This is a genomic window from Duganella caerulea (genome assembly GCF_040362985.1).
In the GTDB taxonomy this organism is placed as follows: domain Bacteria; phylum Pseudomonadota; class Gammaproteobacteria; order Burkholderiales; family Burkholderiaceae_D; genus Rugamonas; species Rugamonas vulcania.
This window is the reverse complement of sequence record NZ_BPWJ01000002.1, coordinates 814537-831271: the sequence shown is the minus strand read 5'-3', so window position 1 is coordinate 831271 and position 16735 is coordinate 814537. Positions and strand designations below refer to the sequence as shown.

The 16735-nt window shown below is 63.8% G+C and carries 17 protein-coding genes; all 17 read right to left on the bottom strand.

The window, feature by feature from the left end; translation table 11 throughout:
* Nucleotides 1-62 precede the first annotated feature (62 nt).
* Entirely contained in the window at nucleotides 63-2030 is a 1968-nt protein-coding gene (locus ACUJB0_RS08635) for a DUF6351 family protein (RefSeq protein ID WP_444844852.1), read from the bottom strand.
* 55 nt (nucleotides 2031-2085) lie between these two features.
* Nucleotides 2086-2670, bottom strand: coding sequence for a CDP-diacylglycerol--glycerol-3-phosphate 3-phosphatidyltransferase (gene pgsA, locus ACUJB0_RS08630; protein ID WP_444844851.1), 585 nt, complete (start codon nucleotides 2668-2670; stop codon nucleotides 2086-2088).
* 98 nt (nucleotides 2671-2768) lie between these two features.
* On the bottom strand, nucleotides 2769-4628 hold the full coding sequence (gene uvrC, locus ACUJB0_RS08625; protein ID WP_444844850.1) for an excinuclease ABC subunit UvrC: 1860 nt from the start codon (nucleotides 4626-4628) through the stop codon (nucleotides 2769-2771).
* 12 nt (nucleotides 4629-4640) lie between these two features.
* Nucleotides 4641-5036: a holo-ACP synthase gene (acpS, locus tag ACUJB0_RS08620; RefSeq protein WP_444844849.1), complete on the bottom strand. Its 396-nt coding sequence runs from the start codon at nucleotides 5034-5036 to the stop codon at nucleotides 4641-4643.
* Nucleotides 5033-5794 carry a pyridoxine 5'-phosphate synthase gene (pdxJ, locus tag ACUJB0_RS08615; protein WP_161093051.1) on the bottom strand — a complete coding sequence of 254 codons (762 nt, stop codon included), beginning with the start codon at nucleotides 5792-5794 and terminating at the stop codon, nucleotides 5033-5035. Before pdxJ ends, acpS begins: the two co-directional genes overlap by 4 nt.
* 22 nt (nucleotides 5795-5816) lie before the next feature.
* A complete protein-coding gene (gene recO, locus ACUJB0_RS08610) occupies nucleotides 5817-6674 on the bottom strand; it encodes a DNA repair protein RecO (RefSeq protein ID WP_444844848.1) in 858 nt (285 codons plus the stop codon).
* Nucleotides 6675-6685: 11 nt separating this feature from the next.
* Nucleotides 6686-7588 carry a GTPase Era gene (era, locus tag ACUJB0_RS08605; RefSeq protein ID WP_444844847.1) on the bottom strand — a complete coding sequence of 301 codons (903 nt, stop codon included), beginning with the start codon at nucleotides 7586-7588 and terminating at the stop codon, nucleotides 6686-6688.
* A 12-nt stretch (nucleotides 7589-7600) separates the two neighbouring features.
* Nucleotides 7601-8413 (bottom strand): ribonuclease III, encoded by an 813-nt coding sequence (gene rnc, locus ACUJB0_RS08600; protein WP_444844846.1) that lies wholly within the window; start codon nucleotides 8411-8413, stop codon nucleotides 7601-7603.
* A gap of 25 nt (nucleotides 8414-8438) precedes the next feature.
* On the bottom strand, nucleotides 8439-8828 hold the full coding sequence (locus ACUJB0_RS08595; RefSeq protein WP_161085966.1) for a DUF4845 domain-containing protein: 390 nt from the start codon (nucleotides 8826-8828) through the stop codon (nucleotides 8439-8441).
* 27 nt (nucleotides 8829-8855) lie between these two features.
* On the bottom strand, nucleotides 8856-9773 hold the full coding sequence (gene lepB / locus ACUJB0_RS08590; protein WP_117013709.1) for a signal peptidase I: 918 nt from the start codon (nucleotides 9771-9773) through the stop codon (nucleotides 8856-8858).
* Nucleotides 9770-11563: a translation elongation factor 4 gene (gene lepA / locus ACUJB0_RS08585; protein ID WP_444844845.1), complete on the bottom strand. Its 1794-nt coding sequence runs from the start codon at nucleotides 11561-11563 to the stop codon at nucleotides 9770-9772. Before lepA ends, lepB begins: the two co-directional genes overlap by 4 nt.
* A gap of 250 nt (nucleotides 11564-11813) precedes the next feature.
* Nucleotides 11814-12056: a glutaredoxin family protein gene (locus ACUJB0_RS08580; RefSeq protein WP_444844844.1), complete on the bottom strand. Its 243-nt coding sequence runs from the start codon at nucleotides 12054-12056 to the stop codon at nucleotides 11814-11816.
* A 73-nt stretch (nucleotides 12057-12129) separates the two neighbouring features.
* The gene (locus tag ACUJB0_RS08575; protein WP_444844843.1) at nucleotides 12130-13647 is read right to left on the bottom strand and encodes a DegQ family serine endoprotease; all 1518 of its coding nucleotides are present in this window, start codon (nucleotides 13645-13647) and stop codon (nucleotides 12130-12132) included.
* A gap of 132 nt (nucleotides 13648-13779) precedes the next feature.
* Nucleotides 13780-14091: a sigma-E factor negative regulatory protein gene (locus ACUJB0_RS08570; protein WP_161085963.1), complete on the bottom strand. Its 312-nt coding sequence runs from the start codon at nucleotides 14089-14091 to the stop codon at nucleotides 13780-13782.
* Nucleotides 14092-14178: 87 nt separating this feature from the next.
* Nucleotides 14179-14781 carry an RNA polymerase sigma factor RpoE gene (rpoE, locus tag ACUJB0_RS08565; protein ID WP_117013706.1) on the bottom strand — a complete coding sequence of 201 codons (603 nt, stop codon included), beginning with the start codon at nucleotides 14779-14781 and terminating at the stop codon, nucleotides 14179-14181.
* A gap of 91 nt (nucleotides 14782-14872) precedes the next feature.
* Nucleotides 14873-15301 carry a protein YgfX gene (locus ACUJB0_RS08560; protein WP_444844842.1) on the bottom strand — a complete coding sequence of 143 codons (429 nt, stop codon included), beginning with the start codon at nucleotides 15299-15301 and terminating at the stop codon, nucleotides 14873-14875.
* A 182-nt stretch (nucleotides 15302-15483) separates the two neighbouring features.
* On the bottom strand, nucleotides 15484-16731 hold the full coding sequence (fabF, locus tag ACUJB0_RS08555; protein ID WP_444844841.1) for a beta-ketoacyl-ACP synthase II: 1248 nt from the start codon (nucleotides 16729-16731) through the stop codon (nucleotides 15484-15486).
* Nucleotides 16732-16735 lie beyond the last annotated feature (4 nt).

The following is a 16735-nucleotide window of genomic DNA, read 5'->3' as shown; positions in this document are numbered from 1 at the left end:
AGCATTATAGATGATCCATAGCATCTGTCAATGGCTCTGATGTCAATCTTATCGATTCCGCTTTAAAAACCCGGCGGCCGGCCCTGGTCCGGCTTGCTGTAATCGCAGACACCGTGCGGGAAGATCCGCTGCAGCCGCGCCGTTTGCTGCGAGGTCCAGGCCAGCCCGGCGGGATAGCTGCCGTCCCTTAAAGCCTGCGCGACCGGCTTCAGCGCGCACTTGAAGACGTCGCCCCTGATCGACTCCCCAGCCACCATGCGCGGGCTGGAAAACAGCGGGAAGGCCTTGGCACACGCGCCCGGCGGCTTGGCGTCCAGGAGGCCGTCCCAAACGGATGGCCCGGCGGCGATGACGGCGCCGCCGGTATCGATGCAGCGGTCGGTGAATTCGGCCGGCGCCGCGCCGCCGCTGAGGAGCCGGTCCATGACCGACAAGGCTTCCAGCACCCTGCCCTGCATGTCGGCCTGCGACCGCGTGAACCAGATCACCTGGCGCGCGGCCTCGGCGCGGTTGGCGCGCAGCAGGCGGGCCCGCACCGAGAAGGCCTGGCGCGCGTTGTGCATGTTCAGCTCCGGCTCCAGATACGGCCGCAGGTCGATCATCGGGATGCCGAGGCGCTGGCCGGTGAACACCTGGCCCGAGCTGTAGGCCTTGCGCATCGCCTCCACGCTGCCGCTGCGGCGCGGTGCCGGCGCGCCCTCCGGATCGCGGCAGGTGGCGCTGCGCAGCATGTTGCGGCTGTCGTAGGGATCGTCCTTGCCCTGCCAGTCCACGAAGTCGGCTTGCTCCTTCCAGCCGCCGATGCAGGCGTTCAGGCGCAGGAATTCGTCGATGCCGATGCCGCCCTGCTCCAGCGCCTTCAGGCCGTACTGCACGCCCTCGTTGTCGATGGAGACAGGCGCATAGCCTTGACTGTCGGTGCCGTAAATATCCGCCAGGTCGTTCCAGTGCGTCCATTTGACCTGGTCGAACACCCCTTTGGGATAACGGTAGAAGGTCGCGGCAATGTCATACCCCTCGTGCTTGTAGCGCGGGTTCAGCACCGTCACGATCGCCATCTTCCAGCCGTTGATGCACTCGGTCGTGCCGGTGCCGCCGGTCCAGGCGTGGCGCGCGGTGTCGCTGGCGTTCATGCCTTCGATCGCGATCTGATTGGTCCACCTGGCCCACGGCGACGCCGGATCGAGCGCCACCTCGTCCTTGAAGTACTGGCTCAGTAGCGGGCAATCCGAGATGGGGATAGTCTGCGTGATCATGTCCGGATACGACTGCAGCGGGATGCCGCCATCCAGCAGGCCGGGATGATTTTGCGCGAACAGGTACTGCTGCACCGCACCGCCCGACCCGCCCAGGCCGATGGTGAACAGCGGCGCGCCATAGGCTTCGACAAAGCGGGCCTTGGTCAGCATGGCGGTCTGCCCGGCCAGGCGCATGTTGTAGTGGACGCCGGCCTCATTGCCGGACGAGCTGACGATGGCGTAGCCCTGCTCCAGCAAGGGAATCATCAACTGGCGCTCGTTGCCGCTCAAGCCTCCGGACTTGAACCACAGCGGCAAGCCCTGATGATGGCCGATGCCGACGCCGCCACCGAACCAGTACACCAGTTTGCGGTTCCAGGCCGCCGGTTCGGGCTTGGGCCCGGGCGCCAGCATGGCGATGGTGTAGATGAAGCGGTTGATGGTGCCGACCTCCACCCGCACCACGAAGGGCACGGCCGCGCCGTTGCGCTGGATGGTCTTCAGGTCGGCCGGAGGCGCCGTGTAGCCGGTGGCGGGATCGAAGGGTTTGAAGCTGCCACCGGCAAGGTAGAAGTACTGGACCCGCGTCGCGATGGCGCAATTGCGGCTGTAGCCGACGATGGCGCCGCCGCTTTCATCGATCACCGGGTGGCCGACGCCGTCCTGGTTGTCGACGATGGGCTGGCCCAAGCCGGATTCCTGCGTGCGGCAGACGAAGGGTTGTTGCTGCGCCTGCGCCGCCAGGCAGATTGAGGTTGCCGCGCAAGCGGCCAGGAATCTCCAAAGCGCCATGGCGTGTGCTCCTGATCTGATGAGGTGAGCTTCACCAGATCATAGCACTTTGCCATTAGCTAAGCGTGCCGGACTTTTCCTTGATCAGCGGCCAGGCCAGGCGCAGGTAGTAGAACATCGACCACACCGTCAGCACGGCCGCCACTTCCAGCAGGCGCGAGCCCCAGAACTGGGTGTCGATGGCGCCCCACAGCACGTCGTGGAACAGCAACAGCGGGATGGCCATCATCTGGGCCGTGGTCTTGATCTTGCCCAGCGAGCTGACCGCCACCGATTTGGAGGCGCCGATCTGCGCCATCCATTCGCGCAGCGCCGAGATGGCGATCTCGCGGCCGATGATGATGAACGACAGCACGGCATTGGCGCGGTCCAGCTGCACCAGCACCAGCAAGGCGCCCGCCACCATCAGCTTGTCCGCGACCGGGTCGAGGAAAGCGCCGAAGGCCGAGGTCTGGTTCCAGCGGCGGGCCAGGAAACCGTCGAACCAGTCGGTGACGGCGGCGACGATGAACACCAGCGTGGCCGCCAGGTTCTGATCCGCCACGGGCAGGACATTGGTGGGCAGGTAGTAGACCCCCACCACCAGCGGAATCAGCGCAACGCGCAACCAGGTCAACAGTATCGGTATATTGAAGGGCATAAGCTCGGAAATTAGTGCGGCCGTGAAAATTGTTAATGCGCCGCTAGTCTACCTTGCCGAAGCACATTAAACCAGCGCACTGTTGCTGTGCAGGTAACTCAGTGTAATTGGCGGTAAATCTCTTCGGCCAAGGCATTCGAGATGCCTTCCACCTGTTTGAGGTCTTCCACGCTGGCGTCGACCACGCCGCGCAGGCCGCCGAAGCGGGCCAGCAGGCGCTGCCGGCGCTTGGCGCCGATGCCTTCGATCTCCTCCAGGCGCGAGGTCTGGCGCGTCTTGGCGCGCTTGGCGCGCATGCCGGTGATGGCGAAACGGTGCGCCTCGTCGCGGATCTGCGCCACCAGCATCAGCGCCGCCGATTCCTTGCCCAGCTCCTGCGACGGCCGGCCGTCGACGAACATCAGCGTCTCCAGTCCAACGCGCCGCCCTTCGCCCTTGGCCACGCCGACGATCAGGCTGATGTCCAGCCCCAGTTCGGCGAACACCTGGCGCGCCATTTCGATCTGGCCCTTGCCGCCGTCGATCAGCACCACGTCCGGCATCACGCCGTCGCCGTTGGCGACCTTCTCGTAGCGGCGCATCAGCACCTGGCGCATCGCCGCGTAATCGTCGCCGGGCGTGATGTCGTTGATGTTGTAGCGGCGGTATTCGCCGTTCTGCATCTGGTGGTGATGGAACACCACGCACGAGGCCTGCGTGGCCTCGCCCTGCGTGTGCGAGATGTCGAAGCACTCCACCCGCAATGCGTCGATGTCCTCCGGCTCCAGCTGCAGCGCCTCCACCAGCGCGCGCGTGCGCGACTGCTGCGAGCCCTGCTCCGACAGCAGCCGCGCCAGCGAGATCTCGGCGCCCTTCTGCGCCAGCTCCAGCCATTTGCGCCGCTGGTCCTGCGGCTGGAAGATCAGGTTGATGCGATGGCCGCACTGCTCCTGCAAGGCCTGCATCAGCGCCGGGTGGTCGAATTCGATATTCAGGATCAGCGTGCCGGGGATGAACTTCTCGGTGTAGTGCTGGACCAGGAAGGCGGCCAGCACTTCGACCTCGATCGGCTCTTCCGCAATCGCGGCGGCGTCACCGATGTGGTTGGGGAAGTAGGCGCGGTCGCCCAGGTGGCGGCCGCCGCGCACCATGGCCAGGTTGACGCAGGCGCGCCCGCCCTGCACCAGCACGGCGATGATGTCGACGTCGGCGTCGCCGGTGGTCTCCATGCTTTGCTGGTGCAGCACGCGCGACAGCGACTGGATCTGGTTGCGCACCGCCGCCGCCTGCTCGAATTTGAGCTCGGCGGCGTAGCCGTGCATTTTCTTTTCCAGGTCGTCCATCACCTCGCTCTGGCGGCCGCGCAGGAAGCGCGCGGCGTTTTCCACATCGAGCTTGTAGTCTTCCTTGCTGATCAGGTCCACGCACGGCGCGCTGCAGCGGCCGATCTGGTGCAGCAGGCATGGGCGGGTGCGGTTGGAGTACACGCTGTCCTCGCAGGTGCGGATCAGGAACACCTTCTGCAGGATCTGCATCGATTCCTTGACCGCCCACGAGCTGGGGAACGGGCCGAAATACTGGTTCTTCTTGTCCACCGCGCCGCGGTAGTAGACCATGCGCGGCGCGTCGCCGCCGGTGATCTTCAGGTAGGGATAGGATTTATCGTCGCGGAACAGGATGTTGAAGCGCGGGCTCAGGGCCTTGATCAGGTTATTCTCAAGGATCAGCGCTTCGGCTTCGCTGTGGGTGACGGTGGTCTCCAGCCGCGCGATGCGCTCGACCATCATGGCGATGCGAGGGCTGCTGAGGTTTTTCTGGAAGTAGCTCGACACGCGCTTCTTCAGGTCGCGCGCCTTGCCGACGTAGAGCACCTTGTCGTCGGCGTCGAAATAGCGGTACACGCCCGGCAGGTTGGGCAGCTTGGCCACGGTGGCCAGCACTTGTTCGCGCGGATCGGGCGCGGCTTCCAGTTCAGTCATGCTCTTGTTTTCTCACTGCGCTTGTTCGACGATGACGAAGGCGACGGCGTATTCCTCTTCGTCGCTGACGGTCACCTGTGCCGACAGCTTATGCTTTTCCATGAATTCCTTCAGCACGCCGCTGCACACGATCATCGGCTTGCCGCTGGGCGCGTTGAGCATCTGCGCGGCCGGCCAGGTCATCGGCATGCGCATGCCCAGGCCGATGGCCTTGGAGAAGGCTTCCTTGGCGGCGAAGCGCGTGGCGACGAAGCGGATGCCGCGCGCCGCGTTCTTGGCCTTGCGCGCCAGGTACTTCTCCATCTCCTGCGGGCCGAGGATCTTGGCGGCGAAGCGGTCGCCGTGGCGCGCCAGCGCCTCCTCGATGCGCGGGATCTTGCAGATGTCGGTGCCTATCCCGTAGATCATTTGCGTGCGCCCAGGCGGGTAGAGACCATGATGGCCTTCATCTCGCGCACGGCGTTTTCCCAGCCGACGAACACCGAGTGCGCGACGATGGCGTGGCCGATATTGAGCTCGGCGATTTCCGGAATCGCGGCGATGGCTTGCACGTTGGTGTAGTGCAGGCCGTGGCCGGCGTTGACCTTCAGGCCCTTCGACACGCCATACAGCACGCCGCGATGGATGCGTTCCAGCTCGGCGGCCTGCTCGGCGCCTTCGGTGTCGGCATAGCGGCCGGTGTGCAGCTCGATCACCGGCGCGCCGATGTCGGCGGTGGCGTTCATCTGCTCCTCGTCGGCGTCGATGAACAGGCTGACACGGATGCCTTCGGCCTGCAACTGCTTGACGGCGGCCTGCACGGCGTTGAAGTGGCCGGCGACATCGAGGCCGCCCTCGGTGGTGACTTCGGTGCGCTTCTCGGGCACCAGGCAGACGTCGGCCGGCTTGATGCGGCAGGCGAAGTCGATCATCTCCTGCGTGACGGCGGCTTCCAGGTTCATGCGGGTGAGCAGCTGCGGCGCCAGCGCGATCACGTCGGCGTCCTTGATATGGCGGCGGTCTTCGCGCAGGTGCAGCGTGATGCAGTCGGCGCCGGCCTGCTCGGCCAGCAACGCGGCGCGGATCGGGTCCGGATACGTAGTGCCGCGCGCGTTGCGCAAGGTGGCGACGTGGTCGATGTTCACGCCAAGGTCGATGATGGTGCCGGAAGGTTGCAGGAAGCTCATTGGTTTATACCGTTTATTTGGTTTATAACTGCATCAGGTCGATCAGGATCTGGCGCGTGTTCAGCGGCGCGCCGCCCAGGTGGTGCGCCAGCAGGAAGCGCATCAGCTGCTTGCTTTGCGCCTGGGTGGCGGCGTCCTGGTAGTCTTCGCGCTCCATGTCGAGCAGCGTCTTGCCGGCCACGCGCGGCCACGGGTCGGCGGCGCGCTCGGGGCGCGGGCCGCGTTCCGGATCCACCACGTAGACCACATCGGCCTGCACGGTGCGGCGGGTGTCGGTGCAGCGGGTCAGCTCGGCGGCGACGCCTGTCTCTTTAAGTAGGGCCCGTTCGAATTTTCTCAAGACGATGGGCGCCGGTTCGTTGTGGGCGAGCTGGTTGAGCGTGGCGACGTAGTGGTCGAACAGGCGCGGGTGCGCGTCGTCGCGCGCCAGCAGCTTGACCAGCAGCTCGTTCAGGTAGAAGCCGCACAGCAGCGCGGTCTTCTCCAGCGGCAGCATGCCGCCCACCCATTCGGCGTCGGTCAGCGTGCGCAGTTCGGATTTGCCCACCCAGCTGGAGGACAGCGGCTGGAAGGTCTGCAGCACGCCGCGCAGCTGCGAGTGCGGCCGCTTGGCGCCCTTGGCGATCAGCGCCACGCGGCCGAAGTCGCGCGTGAACAGATCGATGATGAGGCTGGTTTCTTTGTAGGGATAGCTGTGTAGGACGAAGGCCGGCTGGCCGGCGACCTTGGTGCCGAAGGTGCGCTCGCGCGACGGCGCGCGCGGGCGCTTGACTGGCGCGGCGGCGGCCGGCGCCGAGGCGGGCACCACTTCACGCTCCGCCTCAGGCACGGCCTGCTGCGGTGCCGCTGCGATGTCGGCGTCTAGCGTGGTGGTGGACATCGCCCTCTTCTTTATTCGTAGCCGTAGGCGCGCAGACCCGCTTCGTTGTCGGCCCAGCCGGATTTGACCTTGACCCAGATCTCCAGGTACACCGGACCGCCGAACAGTTTTTCCATGTCCAGGCGGGCCTGAGTCGACACTTCCTTCAGGCGCGCGCCCTTGTTGCCGATGACCATGGACTTGTGCGTGTCGCGCTCGACCAGGATGGCGGCGAACACGCGGCGCAGGTCGCCCTCCTGCTCGAACTGCTCGATCAGCACGGTGCTGGTGTACGGCAGCTCGTCGCCCACCAGGCGGAACAGCTTCTCGCGCACGATCTCCGAGGCCAGGAATTTCTCGCTGCGGTCGGTGATATCGTCCGGGCCGAAGATCGGCGCGTTCTCGGGCAGGAAGCGCTTGATCTCTTTTTCCAGGCCTTCCAGCTGGAAGCGCAGCTTGGCCGACACCGGCACGATGGCCGCGAAGTTGAACTTCGAAGCGACCTGCTGGGCGAACGGCATCAGCGCGCCCTTGTCCTTGACGCGGTCGGCCTTGTTGATCACCAGGATCACCGGCACTTCGGCCGGCAGCAGATCCATCACCTGCTGGTCGGCCGGGCCGAAGGTGCCGGCCTCGATCACGTACAGGATCAGGTCGGACGAGATCAGCGTGTTGGTGACGGTCTTGTTGAGCGTGTTGTTCAGCGCGTTCGAATGGCGGGTCTGGAAGCCCGGCGTGTCGACGTAGATGAACTGCGCGTCGTCATGGGTCTGGATGCCCGTGATGCGGTGGCGCGTGGTCTGCGCCTTGCGCGAGGTGATGCTGACCTTGGCGCCGATGAGCGTGTTCATCAGGGTCGATTTGCCCACGTTGGGGCGGCCGACAATGGCGATGTAGCCACAACGGAAGTTGGCGGAGGTCGTTTCGGTAGTCATTTCAGTTCTCTTTTACTTGTTTGCTGCTTTGGCAGGCGGTGGCGACGGCTCATGATCAACCGCGGCCTCGGTCGTCTGCACGGTGGCGATGCCGGCCAGCTTGAGCTGGGCGGCGCGCGGCTTGGACTTGCGGCCGGCGGCCGGAGTCTTGACCAACGCTTGCTCGGCCACTTCCAGCGCCAGCTTGGCGGCGGCCTGTTCGCCGGCGCGGCGGCTGCCGCCGCGTCCGTAGACCTGGATGCCCAGCTTGGGCACCAGGCATTCGATTTCGAATTCCTGGCTGTGCGCGGCGCCGTGCGTGGCCACCACATTGTACAGGGGCAGGGAAATCTTCTTACTTTGCAGGAATTCCTGCAGCAGGGTCTTGGCGTCCTTGCCCAGGGTTTGCGGGTCGACCGATTCCAGGATCGGAATGTAGAAGGCCCGGATCACGTCGCGCGCGGGGTTGAAGCCGCCATCCAAAAAAATGGCGCCTAACAGCGCCTCAAGCGTGTCGGCCAGGATCGAAGGACGGCGGAATCCGCCCGACTTCAACTCGCCCTCCCCCAGCCGCAGGAACTGCGACAGTTCCAGCTTTTGCGCGATCTCGTACAGCGACTGCTGCTTGACCAGGTTGGCGCGCAGGCGCGACAGGTCGCCCTCGTCGATCGCCACGAAGCGCTCGTACAGGATGGAGGCGACCACGCAGTTCAGGACCGAGTCGCCGAGGAATTCCAGTCGTTCATTATGCAAACTGCTGTGGCTACGGTGCGTCAAGGCTTGCTGCAACAGGCCAGCATCTTGGAACGTATAGCCTAGACGGGTTTGCAATAACTGAAGATTCATTGTTCTGTTCTGGTGTTAAACGTGTTTATTGGTCGGTCTTGGCCGGCGGCGGCATGCCGTTCTTGGCCGTCGTGCCCTGGTATTCCAACAGCAGGCTGGCCGGTCCGACCAGCGGGATTTTCTTTTCGTAGGCGAAGCTGATTTCCACTTCGCCGTTTTCCTTGCCGATGAGCAGATCGCGGCTGGTGATCGAACTGATGTAGCCGGTGGTCGCGTTGGCGTCGAACGATTTCTGCATCTCCAGCACGGTACCGCCGGTGGCCTTGGCCGTGACGATGGCGTTCTGGATGGCGCGGTACTCGGTATAGGTCGGCACGATCTTGAGCGCCAGCACGCCAACGAAGCCCAGCGCGGCCAGCACGATGATCAGGCCGACCAGGGAAATGCCATCTTGCCGTTTCAAGCTTGCTTGCATCTTAGTCCCTTTCGCCGTGGTCCGCTGTTAGTGGATGCTGCCGATGCGGCGCAGGTTACCCAGGTTCATCCACACGAAGAATGCTTTTCCAACAATGTTCTTGTCCGGCACAAAGCCCCAGTAGCGGCTATCCGCGCTGTTGTCGCGGTTGTCGCCCATCATGAAGTAGTTACCCTGCGGAACGACGCAGGTGAAGCCTTCATACTTGTAGGTGCAGTTTTCGCTGTGCGGGAACTGCTTCACGCCATCCAGGCTCAGCGTTGGCGCCGCCTCGTTGTTGAGGATGCGGTGGCTCACGCCGGTCAAGTTTTCCTGGAACTGCTTGTTGTAAATCAGGTGTTCGTCGTCGAGGTAGTCGTCCAGGGGAGTGTACTTCACTTCCACACCGTTCACCGTCAAGCGTTTGTTCTCATACGTAATCTTATCACCCGGCACGCCAATGACGCGTTTGATGTAGTCCTGGCTCATATCCATCGGATATTTGAACACCATCACGTCGCCGCGCTGCGGGTCGTTGATCTGGACCACTTTCTGGTTCAGCACCGGCAGGCGGATGCCGTAGGTGAACTTGTTCACCAGGATCAGGTCGCCCACCAGCAAGGTCGGCACCATCGACGACGACGGGATCTTGAACGGCTCGTACAGGAAGGAGCGCAGGAAGAACACCAGCGCGATCACCGGGAAGAAGCTGCCCGAGTATTCGATCCAGGTCGGCTGGCGCAGCAGGTTGGCCTCGATGGCGGCACGGTTGCCCTGGTTGTCGAGTTTGATGCCGTCGGCGGTCAGCTTGGCGTTGCGGGCGTCGTACTCAGCCAGCGCGCGGTCGGCGGCGGCACGGCGCTGCTTGGCCAGGTAGAACACGTCCAGGAACCAGATCACACCGGTGATCACCATCAGTACGAACAGGATTAAAGCAAAATTACCTAAGATCACTTGCAGGTTCATTTGTCGTCCACTTGTAAGATTGCCAGGAACGCTTCTTGTGGAATCTCGACCGAGCCCACTTGCTTCATGCGTTTTTTACCTGCTTTCTGCTTTTCCAGCAGTTTCTTTTTACGGCTGACGTCGCCGCCGTAGCACTTCGCCAGCACGTTCTTGCGCAAGGCCTTGACGTTCTCGCGCGAGATCACGTTGACACCGATGGCGGCCTGGATCGCCACGTCGAACATCTGGCGCGGGATCAGTTCGCGCATCTTGGCCGCGACCTGGCGGCCGCGGTAGGCGCTGTTGGAGCGGTGGACGATGATGGCCAGCGCGTCGACCTTCTCGCCGTTGATCAGCATGTCGACCTTGACCACGTCCGAGGTGCGGTATTCCTTGAACTCGTAGTCCATCGAGGCGTAGCCGCGCGAGGTGGACTTGAGCTTGTCGAAGAAGTCCAGCACGATCTCGCCCATCGGCATTTCATAGACCAGCTTGACCTGGCGGCCGTGGTAGCTCATGTCCATCTGCACGCCGCGCTTGCCGATGCACAGCGTGATCACCGAGCCGACGTACTCTTGCGGCATGTACAGGTTGACCGTGACGATAGGCTCGCGGATCTCGTTGATCTTGGTGGTTTCCGGCATGCGCGACGGGTTGTCCACCTTGATCACGCTGCCGTCGCGCATCTCGACCTCGTACACCACGGTCGGGGCCGTGGTGATCAGGTCCATGTCGAATTCGCGCTCCAGGCGTTCCTGGACGATTTCCATGTGCAGCAGGCCGAGGAAGCCGCAGCGGAAGCCGAAGCCCAGCGCCTGCGATACTTCCGGCTCGTACATCAGCGCGGCGTCGTTGAGCTTGAGTTTTTCCAGCGAGTCGCGCAGCGCGTCGTACTGGTTGGCCTCGACCGGGAACAGGCCGGCGAACACCTGCGGCTGCACTTCCTTGAAACCAGGCAGCGGCGCCGGCGCCGGACGGCTGGCCAGGGTGACGGTATCGCCCACCTTGGCGGCCTTCAGTTCCTTGATGCCGGCGATGATGAAGCCCACCTGGCCGGCCGACAGCTGCGGCAGCGATACCGAACGCGGCGCAAAGATGCCGACGTCTTCCACCAGCTGCACCGAGTCGGTGGCCATCAGCTTGATCTTGTCCTTGGGCTTGAGGGTGCCGTTCATCACGCGCACCAGCATTACCACGCCGACGTAGGCGTCGTACCACGAGTCGACGATCAGCGCCTGCAACGGCGCGTCCGGGTCGCCCTTCGGCGGCGGCACCTTGGCGATGATCGATTCCAGCACGTCTTCCACGCCCAGGCCGGTCTTGGCCGAGCAGTGGACGGCGTCGCCGGCCTCGATGCCGATCACGTCCTCGATCTCGGCGATCGCGGTCGGTGGATCGGCGTTCGGCAAGTCGATTTTATTCAGCACCGGCACCACTTCCACGCCCAGGTCGAGCGCGGTGTAGCAGTTGGCCACGGTCTGGGCTTCCACGCCTTGCGAGGCGTCGACCACCAGCAGCGCGCCTTCGCAGGCCGACAGCGAGCGCGACACTTCGTACGAGAAGTCGACGTGACCGGGGGTGTCGATCAGGTTCAGGTTGTAGACGATGCCGTCGCGGGCCTTGTATTGCAGGGCCGCGGTCTGGGCCTTGATCGTAATGCCGCGTTCGCGCTCCAGATCCATCGAATCGAGCACTTGCGACTCCATCTCGCGTTCGGACAAGCCACCGCACAATTGAATGATACGGTCCGCCAGGGTCGATTTGCCGTGGTCGATGTGGGCGATGATGGAAAAATTGCGTATGTTGTTCATTAACAAATATTCAAAAACGGGTTTGAAACGACGGGGCGCAAATATAGCTCAACAGCTACGCGCAATACGAAAAAAGCGCTCCGAGCGGGGCGGTAATGCCCTGGCGAGCGCCTTGATGACAGCCACTGAAAGCAAAACGGAAGCTTTTCTACCCCCGCATTTTACCGGATTTCAGAGGGGAAAGGCCGACTTATGCAGTGCGAAATGCATATTGGTTAAGGCCCTGAGGCAAAAAATGCAGCGGAAATGCCTATTTCTTAAGCACTTCGCGCACTTTTGCCTCGTCCAGGAAGTAGTGGCACAACTCGGGCTGGGACAGGTCGGCGTACAGCACCGGTACCAGCTCGTCGAAGCGGGCCACCAGGGCCTCGTCGGCGTCGACATCGATCACGTCGACGGTGATGGGCCGCCCGGGCGTCTGCAGGCGCATCAGGGCGTCCAGCATGTCCTGGCAGAGGTGGCAGTAGCTGCGTGAGTAAAGAGTGAAGTGCATGGTCCCTGCCGCCGCCCGCCACCGCCGTCGCCCCCGCGAAAGCGGGAGCGACGCGGCGCGGCGGCCGGCTTCCTTACTTGGCGCTAGGACGCAGGGAAATGTACTGCGTCACGTCGCCACGGCGCACCAGCAGCACCGAGGCCTTCTTCGCATCGAGCTTGGCCACGGCCGCGTTGAACTGCTTGGCGTCCTTGACTTCGATGTTATTCAACTGCAGCAGCACGTCGCCCTCCTGCAGGCCCGCGCGGCCGGCAACGCCCTCGGCCGCATCGACCACCACGCCGCCGTCGACGCCCAGCTCCTTCTTCTGCTCGGCGGTCAAATCGCTGACCTTCAAGCCCAGCGCGTTGGCCTTGACCGTCGCTTCCGGCTCGGCCTTGCCGCCCTTGCCTTTGCCAACCTTGGCGCCCTTGTCCGCTTCCAGCTCAGCCACAGTCACCGGCAGGTCCAGCTGCTGACCCTTGCGCCACACGGTCACCACGGCCTTGCTGGCCAGCGCGGTGCCGCCCACCAGGCGCGGCAGGTCCGACGAACGGTTCACCTGCACGCCGTTGAACTTGAGGATGATGTCGCCCGCCTTGATGCCGGCCTTGTCGGCGGGACCGCCCGGCTCGACCAGCGACACCTCGGCGCCCTGCGCGCTCTTCAGGCCCAGCGACTCCGCCACTTCCTTGCTGACTTCGCCGATCTGCACGCCGATGCGGCCGCGCGTGACCTTGCCGTTTTTCTTCAGCTGCTCCGACACGCGGATCGCCTCGTCGATCGGCACGGCGAACGAGATGCCGTTATAGCCGCCCGACAGCGTGGCGATCTGCGAGTTGATGCCGATCACCTCGCCGCGCATATTGATCAGCGGGCCGCCCGAGTTGCCGGGATTGACCGCGACGTCGCTCTGGATCAGCGCCAGGTAGTCCCCGGTGTCGCGCTGTTTGGCCGAGATGATGCCGGCGGTGACGGTGTTCTCCAGGTTGAACGGCGAGCCGATCGCGATCACCCATTCGCCGACGCGGATCTTGTCCGAATCGCCCATCACCAGGAAGGGCAGCTTGTCGCCCTCGATCTTCAGCACGGCGACGTCGGTGCGGGCGTCGGCGCCCAGCACCTTGGCCTTGAACTCGCGCTTGTCGGTCAGCGTGACGAACACCTCGTCGGCGCCATCGACCACGTGGGCGTTGGTCATCACATAGCCGTCGGCCGACAGGATGAAGCCGGAGCCGACGCCGCGCTGCACCGGCTCGTCGGATGGCGCCTGGCGGCGGCCGCGCGGCGTGCCCTTGCCGCCGGGGCCGGGCTGCGGCAGCGCGCCGCCAAAGAAGCGGCGCAGGAACTCTTGCATTTCCTCCTCGCCCGGTTGGCCGTCCACGCCGCCGCGGCCGCCCAGCTTGAGGCGCTCGGTGGTGCGGATGTTGACCACGGCCGGGCCGACGCGGTCGACCAGGTCGGCGAAGTCCGGCAGGCCGATGACGGCGCCGGTGACCGGCGCGGCGGCCGTCGCGGGCGCCAGGCCGAGCGCGGCCGGCGAGATCCATACGCTTGCGCTGACCAGCAGCGCGGAAAGAGTTTTACTACCAACGGAGAAATTATTTTTCATGGAAAGTATCGGTCTTTATAAAGTTCTGGAACGCAAGTGCCCCTCGGGCGAGGTGCGCGAGGCTAAGGCTAGCGTATGGTAAGCGAAAACGCGTCCGACGGCACACTCAACAATGCATTCCGTGCAAGCGTTTCAGGGCAGGATGACATCCGCAGGCGATTCCGCCGGGTCCGGCTTCGCCGGATCGGCCGCGCGTTCCGGCGCGGCGGCGGGCACATAGACGGGCTCGGCAGCAAGACGGGCCGCCAGCGAGGCGCCGAAGCCGTCGCTCAGCGCGCCGCTGGCCTGGTCGCGCAGCACGTCGCCCGTCAGATGGTAGGCGCGCCAGGCCGCCTGCCCTTCCGCCGTGTCGAGCGCCGCCAGCGCCAGCTCGCGCTCGCTGTCCGCCAACTCACCGTCGGCCAGCGCCGAGATGTTTTCGTGCAGTCTTTTCTGGGTATCCATCGCGTATCCCGCCATGTCAAAACATGTCCACCGCGCCCTTCCGGGGCGTATTGCCGGACGCCAATAACACTTGCCATCATTCGCCCCTTACCAGCGCTTGTCAACTGGCATGTCCAGCAAGGGTCGCAACTTTTCAGCGATGACTTCGCGGGCGCGGAAGATGCGGCTGCGCACCGTGCCGATCGGACAAGCCATGATGTCGGAGATTTCCTCATAGCTCAATCCCTCGATCTCGCGCAAGGCGATCGCGGTGCGCAAATCCACGGGCAAGGCATCCATCGCCGCGTTGACGGTCTGGGCGATCTGCTTGCTCGCCAGCATGGATTCCGGCGTGTTGATGTCGCGCAAATGCTCGCCATCGTTAAAGGCTTCGGCTTGTTCGGCGTCTGCTTCGGTCGACGTGGGCGTACGGCGGCCCTGCGTCGCCAGAAAATTCTTGGCGGTGTTGATGCCGATGCGGTACAGCCACGTGTAGAAGGCCGAGTCGCCGCGGAAATGGCGCAGCGCGCGGTAGGCCTTGATAAACGTCTCCTGCACCACATCCTCGGCTTCGGCCGGATCGTGGACGATACGCGACAGCAGGCGCATCAGCCGGCGTTGGTACTTAGCCACCAGCAAATCGAACGCCTGCTTGTCCCCATCCCGCACCCGGTCCACCAGCACCTGGTCACACTCACGTTCTGTCGTCACTCCTGCATCCCTCGGTGGCCTGCAGCGTTGCCGAACTCTTTATCCATATGTCTTTAGCCATATGCTATAGAGTTAGCTCGCTGCAAGAAGTTCACAGTGTTCGCGGTTTTATTTCAGCCCGGGCCGCGATGGCCCGGCAAGCCAGCGACAGGGCGCGCCAATCGGCGCGCGTGACGCTGTCGGGCAGCACCGCCACCACCTGCGCCTTGCCATCGCCGTCGCCCAGCCGCAGCAACAGCAAGCCCGGCCAAATGGTCGAGCCGTCCAGCAGGCGCAGCACCACCCCTGTTTTTTGGTATACCGTCAGCCGCAGCTGGCCGACACCGGAAATATCAAGCTCACACGCATTACGGCATGGACGTCCGCGCCACAGGCCGAGCAGCCCGGCCAGCGCACAGCTCAGCGGCGCGCACCAGCCCGGACAGGCAGCGGCCGACGCCAGCACGCCACAACACAGGCCGGCATGCAGCAGCCGCAGGCCGGACGAGGGGCGAACGATGACAGAGACCGCAATCGACATGACAGCCGGGTACGTCCAACAACCGTACGTTCAACAAAAAACAGGGGATTACATTCGGAAGCGCCGGCCGCGAAGGCCGGGCAATTCTGGCGCCGGCGAATGCCGGCGCCGAATCCACGCTCACCCTGATTGGACAGGGCTGGCGTGGATTGGTTCAACGCGGGGTCGAACTTTTGCGGACTTTAGATCTTGCCAAACACCAGGCTGCCATTGGTGCCGCCGAAGCCGAACGAGTTCTTGACTGCATACTCGATCTTCATCGGACGGGCCACGTTGGCGCAGAAGTCCAGGTCGCAAGCGGGATCCTGGTTGAAGATGTTGATGGTCGGAGGCGACACCTGATGGTGGACCGCCAGTACCGTAAACACCGCTTCCAGGCCGCCGGCGCCGCCCAACAGGTGACCGGTCATCGACTTGGTCGAATTGATCACCATGTTCTTGGCGTGCGCGCCGAAGGTGCGCTTGATGCCCTGCACTTCCGCCACGTCGCCTTGCGGGGTCGACGTGCCGTGGGCGTTCAGGTAGTGCACCTGGTCGGGATTGATGCCGGCGTTGGCCAGCGCGGCAATCACCGACTTGCTGCCGCCGCTGCCATCTTCCAATGGCGAGGTCATGTGATAAGCGTCGGCGCTCATCCCGAACCCCAGCAGTTCAGCGTAGATCTTGGCGCCGCGCGCCTTGGCGTGTTCGTACTCTTCGAGCACCATCACGCCGGCGCCCTCGCCCAGCACGAAACCGTCGCGGTCCGTATCCCATGGACGGGACGCGGTCGCTGGATCGTCGTTGCGGGTCGACAGCGCGCGGGCCGAGGCGAAACCGCCCAGACCCAGCGGCGACACGGTCGATTCCGCGCCGCCAGCCACCATGACGTCGGCGTCGCCGTACTCGATCATGCGGGCTGCCACGCCGATGCAGTGCAGGCCGGTGGTGCAGGCCGTGACGATCGACAGGTTAGGACCACGCATGCCGTACTTGATCGACAGGTTGCCCGAGATCATATTGATGATCGAGGCAGGCACGAAGAACGGCGAGATACGGCGCGGACCGCGCTTGTCGTACTCTTGCTTGGTTTCTTCGATCAGCGGCAGGCCGCCGATACCGGAACCGATGATGACGCCGATGCGATCAGCGTTCTCTTCGGTGACGACGATGCCGGAGTCTTGCACCGATTGGATGCCGGCCGCCATGCCGTAATGGATGAAGGTATCCATGTGGCGCGCTTCCTTAGCGGGGATGTAATCCTCGATATTGAAGCCTTTGACTTCACCGGCGAACTTGGTGGTGAAAGCTTGCGCATCAAACTTGGTGATGTTGGCAATCCCGGATTTACCCTCGGTGATCGCGGCCCACGATTCGGCAACAGTATTGCCGACCGGAGTCACGGCGCCCAGGCCGGTGATGACAACACGACGGTTTTTAGAACCTCTCAAGCGA

Coding starts and splice junctions, on each gene's coding strand:
- lepB (WP_117013709.1), bottom strand. CDS start 9,773: ATGAACCTGCAAGTGATCTTAGGTAATTTTGCTTTAATCCTGTTCGTA.
- ACUJB0_RS08575 (WP_444844843.1), bottom strand. CDS start 13,647: ATGAAAAATAATTTCTCCGTTGGTAGTAAAACTCTTTCCGCGCTGCTG.
- pgsA (WP_444844851.1), bottom strand. CDS start 2,670: ATGCCCTTCAATATACCGATACTGTTGACCTGGTTGCGCGTTGCGCTG.
- ACUJB0_RS08635 (WP_444844852.1), bottom strand. CDS start 2,030: ATGGCGCTTTGGAGATTCCTGGCCGCTTGCGCGGCAACCTCAATCTGC.
- era (WP_444844847.1), bottom strand. CDS start 7,588: ATGACTACCGAAACGACCTCCGCCAACTTCCGTTGTGGCTACATCGCC.
- rnc (WP_444844846.1), bottom strand. CDS start 8,413: ATGAATCTTCAGTTATTGCAAACCCGTCTAGGCTATACGTTCCAAGAT.
- pdxJ (WP_161093051.1), bottom strand. CDS start 5,794: ATGAGCTTCCTGCAACCTTCCGGCACCATCATCGACCTTGGCGTGAAC.
- ACUJB0_RS08580 (WP_444844844.1), bottom strand. CDS start 12,056: ATGCACTTCACTCTTTACTCACGCAGCTACTGCCACCTCTGCCAGGAC.
- uvrC (WP_444844850.1), bottom strand. CDS start 4,628: ATGACTGAACTGGAAGCCGCGCCCGATCCGCGCGAACAAGTGCTGGCC.
- recO (WP_444844848.1), bottom strand. CDS start 6,674: ATGTCCACCACCACGCTAGACGCCGACATCGCAGCGGCACCGCAGCAG.
- ACUJB0_RS08570 (WP_161085963.1), bottom strand. CDS start 14,091: ATGGATACCCAGAAAAGACTGCACGAAAACATCTCGGCGCTGGCCGAC.
- ACUJB0_RS08595 (WP_161085966.1), bottom strand. CDS start 8,828: ATGCAAGCAAGCTTGAAACGGCAAGATGGCATTTCCCTGGTCGGCCTG.
- lepA (WP_444844845.1), bottom strand. CDS start 11,563: ATGAACAACATACGCAATTTTTCCATCATCGCCCACATCGACCACGGC.
- acpS (WP_444844849.1), bottom strand. CDS start 5,036: ATGATCTACGGGATAGGCACCGACATCTGCAAGATCCCGCGCATCGAG.
- ACUJB0_RS08560 (WP_444844842.1), bottom strand. CDS start 15,301: ATGTCGATTGCGGTCTCTGTCATCGTTCGCCCCTCGTCCGGCCTGCGG.